Origin of the sequence: Roseimaritima sediminicola (assembly GCF_009618275.1) — a bacterium.
In the GTDB taxonomy this organism is placed as follows: domain Bacteria; phylum Planctomycetota; class Planctomycetia; order Pirellulales; family Pirellulaceae; genus Roseimaritima; species Roseimaritima sediminicola.
In genome coordinates this window covers 87,085-105,188 of sequence record NZ_WIAD01000016.1, presented here as the reverse complement: position 1 = coordinate 105,188, position 18,104 = coordinate 87,085, and the positions used below count along the sequence as shown (strand labels likewise).

The window sequence follows — 18,104 nt, the reverse complement described above, 5'->3', positions numbered from 1 at the left end:
GTCTTTAGTTCACGGTGAATGTGCCGAGCATCTTCGACATCTTTGTCCGGGATGCGTATCATCCGACACGCGAAACGGTCGCCTGCTTGCCAGCGAAGCAGTGCGTTCAGAATCATCTCGGCATCGATTCGATCGGTTTTGGCACGTCGGTGCCGGCGATTCACCTGGATCGACGCCGGTTCAACGATGTGACTGAACACGCCCATCGAGACGAGGCAGCGATGGATCCAAAAGCCATCACGGCCGGCTTCGTAGCAGCTCACGACTAGCGCGTCTTCTGTTAGCTCGAAGCGATCCTTGGCTTTGGCTATTTCCTGTTCCAAGGCCGATAGGTCACCGGCCGCGACATTCTTCAGTCGTGCCTTTCGGCCGAGCTGGTCGGTGAAAGCGACCTTCCAAGTTGAGCTGGAAAGTTCGAGTGCGATGTACAAGGAGCGATCCGAATTGCTAAGTTGTAGTTGCGGGCTTGCGTTCATGGCATCACCTGGTGTTTGAGTAGTGACCAAAACCAGATTGTGTCAGACGCAAGCTCGCTTTGCGATACACATGCCCATAGCATCTCTCCCCCGCTGCGCCGCGAGCGTCAGCGAGTGAAGCAGTGGTGGGAGAGGGGCCGGGGGTGAGGGGGCTCGGGTGCAACGGCGTGACTCATAACGTACGATCCCCAGGGCCGTGTGCCGCATCGAGATACGGCCATGGCGCTGCTGCTCTGCATTCCCCCTCACCCCCGACCCCTCTCCCCCGAAGCCTGACTCGCTTAGGCTCGCCAGGCTTCGGGGGAGAGGGGAGTAAACGTCTTTTTTATGCATAGATTCCGCTGGAGTCAGCAGGTTTCAGATTTGCCTGACTCCGCCGGAATCTGTGTAGGGCTCGGAGCGGGAGAAGGCAGGGTTTTCTCCCCTCTCCCCCGCTGCGCCGCGAGCGTCAGCGAGTGAAGCAGTGGTGGGAGAGGGGCCGGGGGTGAGGGGGCTCGGGTGCAACGGCGTGACCCATAACGTACGATCCCCAGGGCCGTGCGCCGCATCAAGATACGGCCATGGTGCTGCTGCTCTGCATTCCCCCTCACCCCCGCCCCCTCTCCCCCGAAGCCTGGCTCGCTTCGGCTCGCCAGGCTTCGGGGGAGAGGGGAGAAATGTTTTCTTATCGCACATAGATTCCGTTAGAGCCAGCAAATCTCAAATCGAGCACGAGCACGATTCAAACTCGCTACTCGCTACTCGCTACTCGCTACTCGCTACTCGCTACTCGCTACTCGCTACTCGCTACTCGCTACTCGCCACTCGCCACTCGCCACTCGCCACTCGCCACTCGCCACTCGCCACCAACCAAACTCTGGCGAGTTCAGCTACGACGTCCGCTACGTCGATTCGCACAACCGATCGAAGGCGTCTTCGTCGATGATCGGGACGTTTAATTTTTCTGCTTTGGTTTTCTTGCTGCCGGCTTTTTCGCCGGCGATCAGGTAACTGGTCTTGCCGCTCACACTGCTGCTGGCTCGGCCGCCCAACGCTTCGATCCGCTGTTCGATCTCGTCGCGTTTGTAACGCTGGAGCGTTCCGGTGACGACGAACGTCATGCCTTGCAGCGGCAGCGACTCGGTCTCGACTTGCGGTTCGGTCATGTCCACACCGGCCGCGGCCAGCGCATCGAGCGTCGCGCGGCCGTGGTCGCTGTCCAGATAGTCGCGGACGCTCTTGGCGATCACCGGTCCGACTTCGTCGATTTCCGCCAATTGCTCCTCGGTGGCACCGCGAAGTCGATCCAGGGTGGGGAATGTTTGGGTCAGCCGAGCGGCGGCCCGAGGGCCGACATGACGGATCGCGACGGCGGTCAGGACGCGAGCCAGTCCGCGGTCCCTGGTCGCCGCGATCGCTTCGACCAGATTGTTGGCTTTGCGCGTTTTGACTTTGTCGAGGTGTTCGATGAAGTCTGCACGGGTTAGTCCGTACAGATCGTGGTAGTTGCTGACCAGCCCTTTGTCGACCAACTGATCGATCAGTTTTTCGCCCAGTCCGTCGATGTCCATCCCGGTGCGGCTGGCATAGAACGCCAAACGCTGGCGGAGCTGTGCCGGGCAGGCTGGATTGACACAGCGGATGGTCACGCCACCGGGGTCGCGTTCCAGGCGGCTGCCGCACTCGGGGCACTCCGTCGGGTACTCGAAAGCGGCCAGTGGTTCGGTGCGCAGGTGTTTCTCCACCCGAACCACCTTGGGAATGATCTTGCCGGCTTTTTCGACCACGACCGTATCGCCCTCGCGAACATCCAAGCGCTCGATCTCGTCGGCGTTGTGCAGCGAAGCACGGCTGACGGTTGTGTCGGCGATGTCGACCGGCTGGAGGTGCGCGACCGGCGTGACCGCGCCGGATTTGCCCACCTGTACCTCGATCTGTTCGAGCACCGTGGTCGCTTCGTATCGCTCGCGTTTGTATGCGATCAACCAGCGAGGGCTTTTGGACGTCGTACCCAGCCGCTGGCGTTGGGCAAAGTCGTTGACCTTAAAGACGATCCCGTCGACCTCAAAGTCCAGGTTCGGCATCTGCTCCTCGAGAGCTTCCGCAGCGGCCAGGGCGTCGGAAGTCGAAGCGAACAGCCGCACGTTGGGCGTCGGCGGCAGCCCCCAATGGCCGATCTCTTCGAGGAACGTCATGTGGTCGGTGGCCTGCAAACCTTCGACGTAGCCCACGCCATGACAAAAGAACCGCAGTCGTCGCTGGGCCGCGATCCGCGAATCCAGCAGACGGATGGTCCCGGCGGTCACGTTTCGGGTGTTTTTGTAGGCGGGCAAACCGGCGGCGGCTTGCTTTAGATTCAACTCCACCAGGTCCGCATTGGTCATGTAGACCTCGCCCCGCACCTCCAGCACGGCCGGCATCCGCTCGCCGTGCAGCCGCAGCGGCACCCCGCCGACGGTGCGAAGATTGTGAGTGATGTCGTCGCCGACTTTGCCATTGCCGCGGGTGACCGCCCGCACCAGGTGGCCGTCTTCGTAGATCAGCGAAGCGGCCACGCCGTCGATCTTGTATTCCATCACCCACTGGATCGCTTCACCGTCGAGCGATTTCGTCGTGCGTTCGAAGTAGGCGGCCAGTTCATCCAGGCTGTAGGTATTGTCGATCGACAGCATCGGCAAGCGATGCGGCACCTGGTCCAGGTGGGGCACCGGGGCGTCGCCGAGCCGCCGGGTGGGACTATCGGCCGTCACCAGCTCCGGATGAGCGGCCTCCAGCTGCTTCAGCTCGTCCAGCAGGGCGTCGTACTGCCGGTCGCTGATTTCCGGGCGGGCTTCGACGTAGTACAGCCGGTCGTGATGGCGGATCTGGTGCCGCAACGCTTCGGCCCGTTGGGCCGGGGAAGTACTTGCCATAGAACGTCGAGATGCGTTTTTACGGAGTTCAGAGAAGGCGGACACGGGTCTCGCGGCAGCGCACACCGGGCCACGTCCGCGGCCCCTTGCTGCTCGATCGGAGGCTCTATCCTAGCGAAAAGTGGGTCTGCGGCGGAATGCCGCGCACTGCCCTGCTCCGTGGGGGCTCTCAGAGCTGGGGAGGCCCCCCAGAAAACCCTCTCCGGGCCTGAGAGCCCGACTCTCCCAGAGGGAGAGTAATGCCGAAACCCGGTTTGCGACGTGCTGAACCGTGGCGAACGCCAAAACGGCTGAGACACCGAAAAACAAAGCCTAGTGGTATTGCGGGCTCTCGGTTACCTTTAAAGACAGCGACCTATCAACAGTGCGCTCCCGATGATCTCCGGTTTCGTTCGTTTTTCCAGGCTTTGCCTCCCGATGCAGTTACCGATTGTTACGGATTCCCCCGCTCCCGCCGCCGCCTCGACCGAAACGGGTCCCGGAGGTCGCGGAAATTACGCAGTCATCAGCTTGGGATGTCCGAAAAACCTGGTCGACACCGAACAGATGCTCGGACGCCTGGACCAGGATGGTTACCGGATGACGGGCGAGACCGACGATGCGGATTTCGTCGTGATCAACACCTGTGGTTTCATCGATTCGGCCCGCCAGGAATCGCTGGGTGCGATCGACGAAATGCTGCAGTTGAAACGCGAAGGCAAGATCCGCGGCGTGATCGTGACCGGATGCCTGGCCGAACGCCAGCGGGAAGATCTGTTGTCGGCTCGGCCCGAGATCGATGCCCTGGTCGGGGTTTTCGGCCGCGACGAGATCGTCCAGGTCGCCGATCGGCTCTCGGGCGGCTTGAGCGAGCAGCGCACGCTGTTTCGCCCCGCGCCGGTGCGAGCCCTGCCCGATACCCACCGCGTGGCCGTCACGCCCCAGCACTTTGCATATCTGAAGATCTCCGAAGGCTGCGATCGACTGTGCACCTTTTGTGCGATCCCCAAGATGCGCGGCAAACACGCCAGCAAGCCGATCGAAAAGATCGTGCAGGAAGCTCGCCAGTTGGCCAAGTCGGGCGTTCGGGAAATGGTCGTCGTCGCCCAGGACACCACCTACTACGGCATGGACCTGTACGGCGAACCGCGGCTGCGCGAGTTGCTCGAACAACTGGACACAATCGAAGGGTTGGAGTGGATCCGCCTGATGTACTTCTATCCGATGTACATCGACGACGCCCTGCTGGACACGATCGCCAACAGCCAGCGGATCGTTCCCTACATCGACATCCCCTTGCAACATGGCAGCGACATCATGCTGCGGCGGATGGCGCGACGCGTCAATCGCGACTCGATGCGTGAAATCCTCGGACGCCTGCGTGCCAAGATCGATCGCCTGGTGCTGCGGACCACGTTCATCACCGGCTTTCCCGGCGAAACCGACGAAGACTTTGCCCAACTGGCCGAGTTCGTCGAAGAACAGCAATTCGAACACCTGGGCGTCTTCACCTACTCGATCGAAGAGGATACGCCGGCGGCCAAACTGCCCGGCCGCGTTCCCGCCGCGGTCGCCGAGCAGCGCCGCGAGCAATTGATGGCCATCCAGCAACCGATCGCCTTCCAGTGGAACGAGCGCCGCGTCGGCACCTGCGAAGACGTGTTGATCGACAGTGTCCTACCCGACCAGGAAGGGGTGTGGCTGGGCCGCACCTACAGCGACGCGCCGGACATCGATGGCCTGGTGTATGTCACCGAAGATCCCCAGCATCCTCTGTCGGCCGGCCGGATGGTGCCCTGCGAGATCGTCGCGTCCCAGGGATACGACTTGGTTGCGGTTCCGGTTGGCCCTGCGAGGTAAGTAAAACGGATGGATCGAGAGATTAACGAACCCATGACTACGGTACCCACAACCGCAGCGGCTTCGCCGTGGAACGTCCCGAACCTGCTGACCACGATTCGTCTGGTCCTGGCCGTGGGGGTGATGGCGTTGATCGCCAACCACTGGTACGGCTGGGCATTCATCGCCTTCGTCGTCGCCGCCTCGACCGACTGGATCGACGGTTTCTACGCTCGGCGGTACGGACAAGTCACGAAACTGGGACGCATCTTCGACCCCTTCGTCGACAAAATCATCATCTGCGGCGCGTTCATCGCCTTGGTGGAGATCGGCGGTTCGGGGATCGCCGCCTGGATGGCGATCATCGTCGTCGCTCGGGAATTGTTGGTGACCAGCCTGCGCGGCTTGATCGAAGGCGCCGGAGGCGATTTTTCGGCCAGTCAGCTGGGAAAATGGAAGATGGTGCTGCAGTGCGTTGCCGTCGGTGCGGTACTGCTGTGCCTGCGACAAGACCCGCCGCCGCAGTGGCTGTCCTGGCTGCGCTTTGGATCGGTTTGGGGAGCGGTGCTGCTGACCGTGTACTCCGGATTCGATTACGTGGTTGGAGCCGCTCGTATTCTCAATTCCGACGAAGCGGCGTAGCGACGGCCCATGACCGATATCGGGATCAAGATGATCTTCGTACTCCTGCTCAGCCTGTGCGCGGGCGGGTTGGTCGCGTGGACGATTACCATTCGACGCTGGCTGCGACGGTTGCCGGCCTATCCGCCTGAGCCCCGCCTGGTATCGACCTGGGGCTTCGCTGAGTTCCTGTTGTGCCTGGGCGTCTACATCCTGTTTACCGGCTTGGCCGGGATGGCCCTGCTGCGAGCCGGTTTTCATCTCAGTCCTGAAGAGTCGGCGTCGGACGTGGCCGCGGTGGTCAGCGGCACCCCGGGTGAGTTAGGCGAGCCCGGCGAGCTCGCTCCCACGGTTCGGCAGAAGGATCCGGAGTCGGCCGACATGGACGCTGCGGCGCAGCCTGAAGCCGAAGACAAGGCGGCCGATGACAACGCGGCCGATGACAAGGCGGCCGATGACAAGGCGGCCAAAGACAACACGGCCGAAGACAACACGGCCGTAGACAACGCCGCCGATGCGACCAAACTGCGGCAAGCTCGCGAGCGAACCGGGGCCCTGATCGCCGCCGATGGCATGGCTCGCTTGCTCACGATCGCCGTGGTCCTGACGATGTTGGGCGTGTCCGACCGCTTGATCCTGCGGCGGTTTGGATTGATCCCTCGAGCACGCGACATCGCGATCGGATTGGTGGCGTCCTGCATGCTGCTGCCGCCGGTGTTCGCGATGCAGGCGGCGCTGACCCACTGGGTTCCCTATGAACACAAGGTCCTGGAACTGCTGACCGAAGCGCCTCCGGCGTGGGTCCTCGTATCGATGGCTTTCACCTCCATGATTGTGGCTCCGGTGGCCGAAGAGTTTTTCTTTCGCGGGCTGCTGCAGGGTTGGTTCCAACGCCTGGCCGGCTCGCGAGGAAACGCGGCTGCGTCAAGGAGCGTGACCGACGACGCCCAGCCAACCGACTACACGGCCGATTCGCCTTACCGGTCGCCGGGCGAATCAGACGCAGCGGACGATCCCGCGCGGCTGGTCTCAGGCGATCAGGTGCAGCAGTGGCCGTGGTGGCCGGTGATCGCCTCGAGCCTGATCTTTGCGCTTGCGCACTTCGGGCAGGGAGCGGCTCCGGTGGTGCTGTTCTTTCTGGCCCTCGGCCTCGGCTACCTCTACCGCGTTACCGGCCGGCTGTGGCCCAGCATCACCGTGCACTTCGTCCTGAACAGCATCAGCACCCTCATGACGATCTTCGCCAGCTAGGCTCCGGCAAGATTTAATCTTAGGGTCTGGCCGTAACGGAAGTCGCCAGACTTTGGCCCTTCTCGCCGCTTCGATCCAATTACTGGCCAGCTCGGCCGCTTGAGAATGGTATGCCGCCATGGATGACGTCGTGATCGTGGGGGGGCGAGTCCTCGGTTGTTGGAACGGTTCATGCCGCGACCGAATCGCTCGGGATGAGACCCGAGGCTAGCGTCTACGGCTCAGGAGGCGATTGGCCAGGGAACGTTTGTGGCGGCGGTAAACCCGTCAGCCGACGCCGCGCACCTTCGCGCGTCGCTTCATCGCGGGCAACAAAAAAACCTGCACGTCGCGGAGGACGTACAGGTCGATGGGCTGGCGGCGTTTCGCTCGGCGGCCGCTGTTATTTGGACAACGGACAGCGAGCCGAGGGCTGCTGGATTCCGACATAGATGACCGGGGCGTGCTGGCCAACGGCACCAGTCTTTTCCGCTTTGGGCGGCATCAGCACCGAATCGATCACGTGGATCACTCCATTGGACGCGTCGAGGTCCGTCTTCAGCAGCTGGGCATCGTTGACCATCGCTTTTCCATTCGTCGACTGGATCTGCACGGCTGGTCCCTCTAGCGTGTCCGCTTCACCAGCCTTCAACGCCTGGTCGCTGTACACGCGGCCCGAGACGACGTGATATTTCAGGATCGCGGCCAACTGTTGGCGGTTCTCTGGTTTCAGCAACTGCTGGACAGTTCCCTCGGGCAATTTGGCAAAAGCGTCGTCGGTCGGAGCAAACACGGTATAGGGGCCCTTGCCCGCCAACGCTTCGGCCAGTCCCGCGGCTTTGGCGGCGGCCAGCAGGGTGTTAAACGCTCCGGCGTCCTTGGCCGTTGCGACAATGCTGTCCTGGCTGGGCATCAGCACACTGTCGACAACGTGGATGACGCCGTTAGAGCACTGGATGTCGGCCTTGACCACTTTGGCTCCATCGATCGACACGCTGCCATCGTTGGCGTCGATGTCGACGCGCTGTCCGTTGACTGTCGAGGCGGTCTTCATCTTGACGACCTGGCCGGAAGGCACCTCACCGGCGACGACGTGATAGGTCAGGATGCCCACCAACTTCGATTTATTTTCGGGTTTCAACAACGACTCGACGGTGCCATCGGGCAGTTGAGCAAAGGCTTCGTCCGTGGGGGCGAACACCGTGAACGGTCCTTCGCCCTTGAGCGTATCGACCAGCCCGGCGGCTTGTAGCGCGGCGGCCAACGTGTTGAACGAGCCGGCTTCGACGGCCGTATCGACGATGTCTTTGTCGGCTGCTTTCACGGTCACAGGATTCGCGGTGAAGGCAAAGGCCACGGCGGCCAACGCGAGGTGGCAGATTGTCCATTTCATGGTACTAGTCCAGTTCGGAGTAAATGTGGTCGGTTTGGTAAGCGAAAGAAGCTTCGTAGTGGCCACTGCGTTTGCTCTTCTCTAGCACCCTAGAGCTACACCCGAACGCGACAACCGAAAAACAAAAAACATTTTTGGTCTCGATCGGCCCGGCTACGGGACAACCCCCGAACCGTCGCTCTTTCGTTCGTGCGGCTCGGCGGCGAAAAGACTCCTGCCCGCTCGTTGCCGCTTGTTTGATGGAGCACCAAGGGAGCGGCCGATTCGGTATAGTGAGAGCAGGCGGTCGGGTCTTGAATTGGTTCCGGACCGCGGGAGCTTCGAACTAGACAGGAGTCAGGCATGAGTAAGTCGTTGCAATCGTTGGTCGAAACCGGGACGAAACTTTATCTTGATAGCGTCGCTCCCGAGGAGGTCGACAAGAACCTTCAGTGGGGCGCCGTCGGCGCGACGTCGAATCCGGCCATCATCGCGGGCATCGTCCAGGAAGGAGGCTTGGATTCGGAGATCGAGTCGCTGTTGGACGCGGGCCACGACGACGCAGCGATCGCCTGGAAATTGACCGATAAACTGGTTCGCGAAGCCCAGGACAAATTCCTTCCGATCTGGCAGTCCACCAAGGGCAATGCCGGCTGGGTCAGCTTCGAACTGGATCCGCTGCTGGAAGACCCCGAAGAATCGTTTTCGGATGCCGACCGCACCGAACGTTATGTGGAACTGGGCAAACAATGGTCCGAGGGGCACCAGAACCGCATGATCAAGGTTCCCGCCACGCCCGCCGGCCTGGCCGCACTGGAACCCTTGGCCGCCGCGGGCGTGACCCTGAACGTGACCCTGATCTTTACGCTCCAGCAGTACCGCGATGCTCGCGACGCGGTCTGGAAAGGTGCCCAACAGCGCAGCAACCTGGAAGGCTTTAAGAGCGTCTACAGCATCTTTATCTCGCGCATCGACGTCTACACCGCCAGCGAAGTCCCCGAGTTGTCCGATGCGGCTCAGGGCCAGGTGGGCATCCTGAACGCCAAACGGGCGTGGGCCGAAAACCAAGCGTTCTGGCGCGACCTGCCGACGACCTTAGAGCAGGAAATGATCTTTGCCAGTACGGGCGTCAAAACCGAAGGCGACAAACCGTGGCGGTACGTGCAGGCCTTGGCCGGCAGCGACATCCAGACCAACCCACCGGAGACCAACGAAGCGATCGCCGAGAACGACCTCACGTTCACGCGTACCGTCGATCAGTTGCCCGACGAAGCGGTCCAAAAGGAGATCGATCAGAAAGTGGAAGAGAAACCGTTGTACGACCAGTTGATGGCCGAGGGCGTCGCGAAATTCGTCAAGCCGCAGCGGGCTCTGCTGAAGATCATCGCCGAGAAACGAGCGGCGCTGACCACGAAGTAATCGCGTCGCCTTTCGCAGTGTCGCCTTTCGCTCCGCGAAAGTAGCTGCTGTATTCCTCGGCTACTTTCGGCGGAGCGAAAGGCAACTCTCTACTTTCGGCGGAGCTGCTGCAGGAGATCGCGCATCTTTTCCAGCTGCTCGGGATGCTCGGCGGCCAGGTTGTTCTGCTCGCCGCGGTCGGCCTCGGTGTCGTACAGGGCGCCCGGAGGATCGATCGAGATCCGTTGCCACGGTCCCAGATGGTCTCGGGTGCGTTGCGGGGGCACGAATTTCCATTTGCCCATCCGCAGCGACAACGCGCCGGCTTCGTGGACCAGGTGCGGGCGTCCGGTCGCGTCCTCGCCCAGCAGCGTATCCAGTTCGTTACGGCTGTCGCCGCAAGCTCCGTCGGGAACTTTCACCCCGGCCAGGGCCGCCAGCGTGGCGGCCAGGTCGACTTGACCGAACAGGGCGTCGCTGACCTGTCCGGCGGGCACCTTGGCGGGCCACTGCAGGACCATGGGAACGCGGGTGCCGCCTTCGAACGCAGAGTACTTGCCGGCTCGCAGATCGCCGCTGGGTTGGTGATCCCCCAGTTTTTCGTTGGCGAAATCCTCGTAGCCATCGTCCAGCACCGGACCGTTGTCGCTGGAAAAAATCACCAGCGTGTTGTCATCCAGGTCCAGCTGCTGCAGTCGATCGAGCACCTGGCCGACGCACCAGTCCAGCTGCACGATCGCGTCGCCTCGCGGTCCCATCCCCGACTTGCCGGCAAAACGCGAATGCGGCACGCGTGGGACGTGGATATCGTGGGTGGAAAAGAACAGGAAGAACGGTTCTTCTTTGTGGTCGTCGATGAACTCGACCGCCTTGTGCGTGATCACGTCGGCCATGTCTTCATCGACCCAGCGCGCCGCTTGGCCGCCGGTCATCCAGCCGATCCGCGAGATGCCGTTGACGATCGTTTGGTTGTGGCCGTGGGACCAATCCTGTTTCAGCGTCTCCCGGGCCTCGGCACCGGACGGGCTGGGATCGATCCGCTCGCCGTAGCTGACCTGAATCGGGTCGGCCGGATCCAGGTCCACGACTCGCCCTTGTTCCAGGTACACGCAGGGCACACGGTCGCCGGTGGCCGGGATCAGGAAGTGATAGTCGAAACCGATCTGGTTGGGACCAGGCTGGACGACTTGGTTCCAGTCGACCTTGCCTTCTCCCAGCCCCAAATGCCACTTGCCGACCACGGCGGTCGTATATCCGGCTTCTTGCAGCAGCGAGGGCAGGGTCACGCTGCCGGGCGTGATGATCAAATTGGCGTTGCCGCGGAGGATGCCGGTGCCCTTTTGACGAAAAGCGTATTGCCCGGTCAGCAGGGCAAATCGCGAAGGCGTACACGTGGCGGCCGAACAATGGGCATCGGTAAACCGCACTCCCGCCTTAGCGATCCGGTCGATGTTCGGCGTGGCGAGTTCCGTAGCGCCGTTACAGGAGACATCGCCGTAGCCCAGGTCATCCGCATAGATCAGAACGATGTTGGGCGGCGTATCAGCAGCATTAGCTGCGGGCGTGAACACCGCGGCCCCGAGTAGCGCGGCGATCAGACAACCGGCCAACGAGGAGGAAAGGCGAGCAAACAGAACCGAACCGGGGCGAGGCTCGGGCGTTACAACAGAAGCCGGCAGAATCGACATACGGAAGACTCGGCAATAAAAAAAAGAAACAGAAGGCGTCCCGACCGGAATCGGTCGCCTTCAGTTTCCTTGCCAGCGTCGGTCAAGTCAAACCAACGAACGGGGTGCGGCGGGGAGGGTCAATCCGAGAGGTGTTTCTCCAGCAGACGAGCGTTCCGCAAATTGGCTTTCCAAAACACGTCGAACACATCGCCGACCAAAGGCACCGTTCCCACCGTGGCGTCGACCGCAATGTTTCCCACCATTTTAACCAAGGTGCCGCGTGTGACCCCCGCACCGTAGGCTTCGCGCAGCAGCCACGCGCCGGTGGCGACCGAAACCAAGTCGCCCACGCCGGGCACCAGTCCGACGATACTGTCCCAGCCGAACTTGATCGGGGTTCCAGGCACTTTGAACGAGGAGTCCATCATGCGCGCCATCCGCTGCACCCGCCGCAGCCGCCGCATTTGTTGACGCGTGGACGAGGCGGGGAGTTGCAGACTGCCACCGATCCGGTGGCGAGACGCCGAGGAAGAGGTATCAGCACTCATCGATCGCTTCACTTTCGATATTTCATCTGCAGGATCGGGGCGAGCACATCTTTAAGCGCCTGATCATCGGTCGTCCGGCCCGCCATCAGAGCCGAAGTGCGAAGCCGGTTCAGGGCCGTCGCCACGCTCGCATTCAAATTGTCTTGCTGTCCCAGCGAAGCGTAGTGCAACTGGTTTTCGTCCAGACGCAGCTGCACCCAGGCGGCATCCTGTTTGTGACTCGCCGGATCGGCCGTCGTATACCGCTGGACCGCCGTAGGCCGCACCGCTGGCGACTGCACGCCCGGCGTTGCCGGCAGGGCCGCCGATTCCTGTTCGCCTTCATCGATCGGTGCATCGGACGTTTGCGGCACGGCCGGGGCGGGCCGTTCGGACTGGGGCAATGTGGCGGGCGTTCGTCGCACCAACGGGTTGGCATAGGTGCCTGGACGCACCACGCCCACTTCGGGATCCAAAGCGACCGCGGGCTCGTCATCGACGGCCGAGTCAGTCGTGGACTGCGCGGCGACTTGTTGGTCGTCGTCGAGCAGGTCGTTGGTCCGGGGGTCTGCGGAACGCGGAGCCAGCGGGTTGTCGACTTGATAGTCCACATCGGGATCATAGTCGTCGGCATCGTAGATGGAATCCACACTGTAGGGCAGCGTGGTCGAGCGCGTTTGCATCTCGCGTTGGCTGATCCGCCCCGCGCCGACTTCGGGGCCGGGAACGTCCGAAGCGGGCGCCGCGGCGATGGCTGCTTCCACACCGTCCTCGGCGGCATCGACCGGGTCGACCGATTCGCCGGGCGTTTCGTCGACATAGTCCTCGACGCCAAACGGTTCGATCTCCCGCTCCGGCCCCGTGGCCACTTTATCCTCCACGGCTCCGGGCGCCGTGCGGCCACTGGTCGCGTGCGGATCGCCCACGGTCAAAGCACGCGGCGGCGGATCGACGGCAGGCCGCCGCACGACCTGAGCGTCGGCCGCGACGTTTCGTGCCAGAGCAGGGTTCGGCGTCGCTGGGCCGTTTTCGGCCACCTGCGTCGGCCGCGGCGTTTGCTTCCAACCGAATTGCTCCAGCGCCTCGATGACCTGGGTCGACTGCGCGATCAAGCGTCGCAGCGCCTCGGCATCGACTTGCTCGGGTTGTTTGCGAAGGGCATCGATCGCCAGCTTCTTGGTCAGACTCGCGTCGCTCCAGACCACCCCGGCCAATGCCCAATCGCTGATCACTTCCGGAGCCACCGCAGGGGCGGCGACCTCCGGTGCAGGCGCCGTCTGGACGGGTTCGGCCTGCAGCGGTTGGGCCGCCATAGCGGACGTGCCTAGAGAAAGCCCGGCCGCGGCGGCCAAGGACAGCGGCAGGCGGCGGATCGTTGTTCGATGAATCATTGCGTTCGTTCCCATTGGGTTGTGTGAGGCGTGCACGAACCGGCTCGGCGGACCAATGCACTGCGGCAAAGCTCTGCCACGGCTGCATGGACAGAGATCTGTCACAGCGCGCCGAAGAACCGTCTCGGTCGTGTCGTGGAACCGTGGCCACCGAAGGCGACCACCACGCGGGATGAATGTGCAAATCCAATACCAACGATTGCCGCCTGCTGCGGCCATGGTCCCTCGAGCCCCGACGCCCCGCGGGCCGGTTGACGGGCTGTGGATTCATTCGAAAACGCAAGGCTTACGTGAGCCGTTTGGGCGACGGCTCCGGTTTTGCAGTGACGAAACCGAAGCTAGCGCATAAACCTCGCAATAGATCGACCGGCCGCTCGAGGATGCAGCTGGCCAGTTTGGAATGAGGTTTGCATTTACCGTTTCGCAGCGTCCCATTTTTCTGGCGACGCTTGGGCGCTCGGCACCAGCGAATGTGCCGATCTCGGTGCCCGGCGAAACATGAACGTGACCATTTAGAACGCACGTTCGAAAAGCAAACGAACCTACAGGAGAAGCAGGTATGTTTTGGTTATTGGGCTGGATCGTGTTCGGTTTTCTGATCGGGCTGATCGCCCGTGGGCTGTATCCGGGCCGTCAATCGATGGGGCTGGTCGCGACGACGTTGCTGGGCATTGCCGGCTCGCTGCTCGGCGGCTTCGTCGGTTACCTGATCGCTCCCAACGGTTCCATGCTGCAAGGCGCCGGCTGGATCGGCTCGTTGCTCGGCGCGGTGGCTTTGATCGCCATCGCCCAACGAACCGGTCGGCGGCGAATCGAACAGCCCTAGTGGCCGCCTTCTTTCATGGCGGCGCGGCGCTGTAGCTCCGCCGCCAATTCGTCCAGCTCGTCACTATCGACTTCTTCAAAGTCGATCTTGGCTTGTTTACCGCTGACGGCGATGGCAACCCAAATCGCCGCCGGCCAGTTCCACAGGGCAAAAATGCCGCCGGTCACCAGAGACGCGATCCAGCCGCCGTCGAAATAAACCAGGATCGCATAGGCAACCGGATTCAAGAGGAACTCGCCAATCGACAATTTGCTCGCCCCGCGACTGGTCATCGCGATCAAGTTCATGCAGGCCACGATCGCATGAATGTTTCCTGCGATCGTAAAGCCGGCAAACAGAAACAGCCTCAGGCTCAGCAGCCCGATCACCATCGCGATGCCCTCTTCTCCGCTGACAGCCACCCCGATGATGACTACCAACAGAAAGATGATCAGCCCGATGGCGGCCAGGATATTCAGCGAAGCGGCAACGATCCCGAAGATGCCCGGCGTCCGGTAGTAGGCTTTCGGCCGTTTGTACGTTTTTTTCCCCTTGGGGATGTCCGTGCCCGATTTTTTTGCGAACAGCGGGTTCGTCGCCTGGAAATCGCTGTCGGTCAGCAAGCTGTCATCGACCTTTTTCTCCTGACCGAAGGGAGAAAAGGCGGGCGGTGCAGAAGGGGCCGGCGGCGTGGTCGCCATCGGGGCTGCGGTTGCCGTGGCCGCCGTGGCGGACGGGACGGCCAAGACGGTTCCACAAGCCGGGCACTTGACCCGTTTCCCGGCCGCTTGATCCGGCGCTTTTATTGTGCGGGAACATCCAGAACAACGGATCGGTATCGGCATGAGCGCAGAAGCATGGAGGAAAATCGGCCAGGGGCGTCCACCCTACTGTACCAAGGAACCTGGTTTGCGAGCAATAAAAGCAAGGAGGCTCTTGCCGGAAACCGATGGAATTGGCATACTACGACCGTAATGCTCGCACGACTGCCCGCCGACTGGCATAGCGTTTCCCCGCCGTTCGGTTTGGGCAGGTCGGTTCCAAGAGGATTTTGGAATCTTTAAGAATGGTCGCGAGCGAACGTCCCCCGTTTTGTTCAACAGAGAAACGTAATCGATGGCACCCCGTCCCCTCAGCAACCGTAGCCGCGCCCGCAAACGGTCCCGCGTGCGTTCGCGTACCAAGAAACGTGATCCGATCTTCGTCGATGGCCAACGGCCGCGTCCGATGTACATCGATTACAAGGACGTCGAATTGCTGAGCAAATTGGTGAACCGCCACGGCCGTATCGTGGGTCGTCGCAAGAGCGGTTGCACGGCGGTCAGCCAGCATGCTGTGTCGGCGGCCATCAAACGCGCCCGCTACATGGGCTTGATGCCCTACGTCGGCGAATAAGCGGCGGCGCGGCGGCCTTGCCTCCAACCCCTCGGTTCGTCCACACACGCCGCGTCGAGTTTCGTGACACCGACGCGGCCGGGATCGTTCATTTCTCGGCCTTCTTTCCGATGATGGAAGAGGCCGAACACGCGCTGCTGCGCTCTCTCGGCCTGTCCGTCATGCAACCCGACGGACCCGATGCCCACCTCGCATGGCCACGCGTCGCCGCCCACTGCGACTATCAAGCGGCGGCCCGCTTTGAAGACGAGCTGACGATCGAGGTCGCCGTCGAGCATCTCGGTGGCAAGAGCGTCCGCTATGGGTTTGCGTTTCGCCGTGACCAGACGCCGATCGCCCGCGGTCAGTTGACCGCCGTATGCTGCCGCCTGTCCGACCAAGGCCTCGAGTCGGTGCCGATCCCCGCCGACATCCGCCGCAAGCTCGCCCCAAAGTAGCTCGGCTGTCCCAAAGTAGCTCGGCTGTCCCAGCCGAGACGAAGACCAGCCTCGGCTGGGACAGCCGAGCTACTTTTTCAAATTCCAGCCTCGGCTGGGACAGCCGAGCTACTTTGTTTTGCTGGAGCCGGGGGGGGGGGGCGGCCTGGAAACCGGCAAGACCGCGGCGGAAAATCGGCGAACCCGATAGCAACCGCCTGCGTAATGCCTGCTCCAAGCTCTTTTCCTGTCCTTCTTCCGATTCCGAACTCGTGGATTTTGCGTGATGCTAGACGCAGGGCTATTGTGCCATCTCGACCCGATGGCGACCGTTGGCATGGTCCCCATGGAAATATCACAGTGGTTGCCGGTATGGATCACCCCGTTTTGGGTCATCGCCGTGGGCCTGACCGCTGGCCTGGTGTTGGTCGCGGCGATCTATGCCGTCCTGGCCGCCCTGTCCTTCGTTCCCGGCATCGGCACCCTGGCCGACAACCGCCCGCTGGCCACGACCGTCGCCGCGATCATCGCCGCGGTCGTTGCCTTTGCACTCTGTTGGCAGTACGTGCCACAGGTCGAACCGGCGAAGTACAGCCTGCACCTGGTCCTGCCGATGATCATGGTCGGAATCATTATCGGCTGGGGAATCGTCTACGGAGCCTGGTCGCGCACGCGCCGCGAGCTGCTGCAGATCGCCCGCGAGGGGCCGATGCCATACCTGCTCGGTACGGCTGTCACTCTGATCGTGATCGGGTTTGCGGGCACCAAACTGGTGGAGAATCCTCGAGGCATCCTGGCATCGGTCCGGCAGGTGAATCTGCTGGACGACGGCACCGAAACGATCTCGGTCACCGTTCCCGGAATCGACAGCGACACGCAAGCCAGCCAGGCGCCGTTCGTCAAGATTCAAGACCTGCGGTACGACCAGGATCGCTTGACCGAGATGCGGGTGGAATCGGATAAGTTTGTTCGCATCGCCGATGCCGAAGACCCGGATGACTTTACGATGATTCCGGTCGCCCTCCAGCCGGCCGAAGAACTGGTACACCGCGACACCGACAACACGCCTCCGCCGCTGCCTCGAGACAGCGACGGCATCTACGTCCAGAACACCGAAACCGACGACGCCACGATCACCTTTACGCTGGTCCGCCACCCCAAGATCAAAGAGGCCTCGACCATTCCCTTGGTGGCCGTATGCCTGACGTTGACGTTGATGGGATTCATCACGTTCCGGCAAGCCGCTCCGCGCATCGCGGCCGTTGCCCTGTCGACGGCCAAAAGCGAAATGGCCCAGCCGTTGTACTTGGTTTTGACGGCCGTGGGCATCGCCACCATCATCCTGCTCGGCATCGTGCCGTTCTATACGATGGGCGACGACATCAAGATCATGAAGGACTGCTGCATCACCTTGATCATGGTGTTTGCGTTGATTCAGTTCGTCTGGTCCGCCGGCTCGACCGTGTCCGAAGAAATCGAGGGACGGACCGCCCTGACGGTGCTGAGCAAGCCGATCAATCGCCGCGGATTCCTGCTGGGCAAGTACACGGGGATCCTGATCACGGTGCTGGTCCTGTTCGTTCTGCTGGGAGCCGTGCTGCTGATGTCGGTCAGCTACAAACCGCTGTACGACGCCCGCGAAGCGTCGATGAAGCAGCCCGAATGGACCGTGTCGCACATGGAGATCCTGTCGACGATCCCGCCGCTGGCCCTGTACTTCATGGAAACCATGGCGATCGGTGCCATCGCGGTGGCTCTGGCGACCCGATTGCCGCTGTTGGCCAACTTCATCTGCTGCTTCACGATCTACGTGATCGGCAACCTGACCGCGCCGCTGGTGCAGTCATCGGCTGGTGAAAACGCGTTGGTCGGATTCGTCGGAAAACTGATCGCGGTGATCGTCCCGAACCTGAACTCGTTCAGCGGCCAGTCGGCGATCGACGCGGGGATTTCGATCCCGCCGATCTACCTTGCCGGGGCGTTCAACTACCTGCTGTGCTTTTGCGTGATGGTGCTGATGCTGGCGTTGCTGCTGTTCGAAGACCGCGACCTGGCGTAGTCGTAGGGGCCAGAGCGCAGTCGTTCGGCCCAGAG

Annotated in this window: 14 protein-coding genes and 1 pseudogene; 8 read left to right on the top strand and 7 right to left on the bottom strand. The window is 62.1% G+C overall.

Annotation, left to right across the window (positions count from 1 at the left end; genetic code table 11):
- Both GE027_RS10515 and ligA read right to left on the bottom strand, forming a co-directional pair.
- Positions 1–476: pseudogene (locus tag GE027_RS10515) on the bottom strand (IS110 family transposase); the annotation flags it as partial.
- An 881-nt stretch (positions 477–1,357) separates the two neighbouring features.
- A complete protein-coding gene (ligA, locus tag GE027_RS10510) occupies positions 1,358–3,367 on the bottom strand; it encodes an NAD-dependent DNA ligase LigA (RefSeq protein ID WP_153557144.1) in 2,010 nt (669 codons plus the stop codon).
- A 417-nt stretch (positions 3,368–3,784) separates the two neighbouring features.
- On the opposite strand from ligA, the gene rimO reads away from it, so the two are divergent.
- The 3 genes from rimO to GE027_RS10495 are packed head-to-tail and all read left to right on the top strand — an operon-like array spanning position 3,785 to position 7,057.
- Positions 3,785–5,206, top strand: a complete 1,422-nt coding sequence (gene rimO, locus GE027_RS10505) for a 30S ribosomal protein S12 methylthiotransferase RimO (protein ID WP_153557143.1) — start codon at positions 3,785–3,787, stop codon at positions 5,204–5,206.
- A 33-nt stretch (positions 5,207–5,239) separates the two neighbouring features.
- Positions 5,240–5,827 (top strand): CDP-diacylglycerol--glycerol-3-phosphate 3-phosphatidyltransferase, encoded by a 588-nt coding sequence (gene pgsA, locus GE027_RS10500; RefSeq protein ID WP_153557142.1) that lies wholly within the window; start codon positions 5,240–5,242, stop codon positions 5,825–5,827.
- A 30-nt stretch (positions 5,828–5,857) separates the two neighbouring features.
- Positions 5,858–7,057 carry a CPBP family intramembrane glutamic endopeptidase gene (locus tag GE027_RS10495; protein ID WP_162006670.1) on the top strand — a complete coding sequence of 400 codons (1,200 nt, stop codon included), beginning with the start codon at positions 5,858–5,860 and terminating at the stop codon, positions 7,055–7,057.
- Positions 7,058–7,439: 382 nt separating this feature from the next.
- On the opposite strand, the gene GE027_RS23900 is transcribed toward GE027_RS10495, so the two are convergent.
- A complete protein-coding gene (locus GE027_RS23900) occupies positions 7,440–8,429 on the bottom strand; it encodes a fasciclin domain-containing protein (protein WP_153557140.1) in 990 nt (329 codons plus the stop codon).
- A gap of 342 nt (positions 8,430–8,771) precedes the next feature.
- On the opposite strand from GE027_RS23900, the gene GE027_RS10485 reads away from it, so the two are divergent.
- Entirely contained in the window at positions 8,772–9,827 is a 1,056-nt protein-coding gene (locus tag GE027_RS10485) for a transaldolase family protein (protein ID WP_153557139.1), read from the top strand.
- An 89-nt stretch (positions 9,828–9,916) separates the two neighbouring features.
- Here GE027_RS10485 and GE027_RS10480 read toward each other — a convergent pair whose 3' ends face one another.
- From GE027_RS10480 to GE027_RS10470, 3 genes are all read right to left on the bottom strand, one after another.
- Positions 9,917–11,494 (bottom strand): sulfatase family protein, encoded by a 1,578-nt coding sequence (locus GE027_RS10480; RefSeq protein ID WP_153557138.1) that lies wholly within the window; start codon positions 11,492–11,494, stop codon positions 9,917–9,919.
- 119 nt (positions 11,495–11,613) lie between these two features.
- The gene (locus GE027_RS10475; protein ID WP_202617384.1) at positions 11,614–12,024 is read right to left on the bottom strand and encodes a DUF4112 domain-containing protein; all 411 of its coding nucleotides are present in this window, start codon (positions 12,022–12,024) and stop codon (positions 11,614–11,616) included.
- 8 nt (positions 12,025–12,032) lie between these two features.
- Positions 12,033–13,394, bottom strand: a complete 1,362-nt coding sequence (locus GE027_RS10470; protein ID WP_153557137.1) for a hypothetical protein — start codon at positions 13,392–13,394, stop codon at positions 12,033–12,035.
- A 559-nt stretch (positions 13,395–13,953) separates the two neighbouring features.
- Here GE027_RS10470 and GE027_RS10465 point away from each other — a divergent pair.
- Positions 13,954–14,220: a GlsB/YeaQ/YmgE family stress response membrane protein gene (locus tag GE027_RS10465; RefSeq protein ID WP_153557136.1), complete on the top strand. Its 267-nt coding sequence runs from the start codon at positions 13,954–13,956 to the stop codon at positions 14,218–14,220.
- Here the strand turns inward: GE027_RS10465 and GE027_RS10460 are convergent.
- Entirely contained in the window at positions 14,217–14,945 is a 729-nt protein-coding gene (locus GE027_RS10460; protein WP_153557135.1) for a hypothetical protein, read from the bottom strand. The two genes, GE027_RS10465 and GE027_RS10460, sit on opposite strands and share 4 nt — an antisense overlap.
- A gap of 370 nt (positions 14,946–15,315) precedes the next feature.
- Here GE027_RS10460 and rpsR point away from each other — a divergent pair, with 370 nt between their 5' ends.
- The 3 genes from rpsR (at position 15,316) to GE027_RS10445 (ending at position 18,069) form a co-directional block, all read left to right on the top strand.
- Positions 15,316–15,594, top strand: a complete 279-nt coding sequence (rpsR, locus tag GE027_RS10455) for a 30S ribosomal protein S18 (RefSeq protein WP_153557134.1) — start codon at positions 15,316–15,318, stop codon at positions 15,592–15,594.
- A 17-nt stretch (positions 15,595–15,611) separates the two neighbouring features.
- On the top strand, positions 15,612–16,031 hold the full coding sequence (locus GE027_RS10450) for an acyl-CoA thioesterase (protein ID WP_237607451.1): 420 nt from the start codon (positions 15,612–15,614) through the stop codon (positions 16,029–16,031).
- A gap of 325 nt (positions 16,032–16,356) precedes the next feature.
- Complete coding sequence (locus GE027_RS10445) at positions 16,357–18,069, top strand: ABC transporter permease (protein WP_237607450.1); 1,713 nt, start codon at positions 16,357–16,359, stop codon at positions 18,067–18,069.
- The last annotated feature ends 35 nt before the right edge of the window (positions 18,070–18,104 follow it).

What these genes read in the sequence shown, in the direction of transcription:
- ligA (WP_153557144.1), bottom strand. Translation starts at nt 3,367, where the DNA reads ATGGCAAGTACTTCCCCGGCCCAACGGGCCGAAGCGTTGCGGCACCAG.
- rimO (WP_153557143.1), top strand. Translation starts at nt 3,785, where the DNA reads ATGCAGTTACCGATTGTTACGGATTCCCCCGCTCCCGCCGCCGCCTCG.
- pgsA (WP_153557142.1), top strand. Translation starts at nt 5,240, where the DNA reads ATGACTACGGTACCCACAACCGCAGCGGCTTCGCCGTGGAACGTCCCG.
- GE027_RS10495 (WP_162006670.1), top strand. Translation starts at nt 5,858, where the DNA reads ATGATCTTCGTACTCCTGCTCAGCCTGTGCGCGGGCGGGTTGGTCGCG.
- GE027_RS23900 (WP_153557140.1), bottom strand. Translation starts at nt 8,429, where the DNA reads ATGAAATGGACAATCTGCCACCTCGCGTTGGCCGCCGTGGCCTTTGCC.
- GE027_RS10485 (WP_153557139.1), top strand. Translation starts at nt 8,772, where the DNA reads ATGAGTAAGTCGTTGCAATCGTTGGTCGAAACCGGGACGAAACTTTAT.
- GE027_RS10480 (WP_153557138.1), bottom strand. Translation starts at nt 11,494, where the DNA reads ATGTCGATTCTGCCGGCTTCTGTTGTAACGCCCGAGCCTCGCCCCGGT.
- GE027_RS10475 (WP_202617384.1), bottom strand. Translation starts at nt 12,024, where the DNA reads ATGAGTGCTGATACCTCTTCCTCGGCGTCTCGCCACCGGATCGGTGGC.
- GE027_RS10470 (WP_153557137.1), bottom strand. Translation starts at nt 13,394, where the DNA reads ATGATTCATCGAACAACGATCCGCCGCCTGCCGCTGTCCTTGGCCGCC.
- GE027_RS10465 (WP_153557136.1), top strand. Translation starts at nt 13,954, where the DNA reads ATGTTTTGGTTATTGGGCTGGATCGTGTTCGGTTTTCTGATCGGGCTG.
- rpsR (WP_153557134.1), top strand. Translation starts at nt 15,316, where the DNA reads ATGGCACCCCGTCCCCTCAGCAACCGTAGCCGCGCCCGCAAACGGTCC.
- GE027_RS10445 (WP_237607450.1), top strand. Translation starts at nt 16,357, where the DNA reads ATGGAAATATCACAGTGGTTGCCGGTATGGATCACCCCGTTTTGGGTC.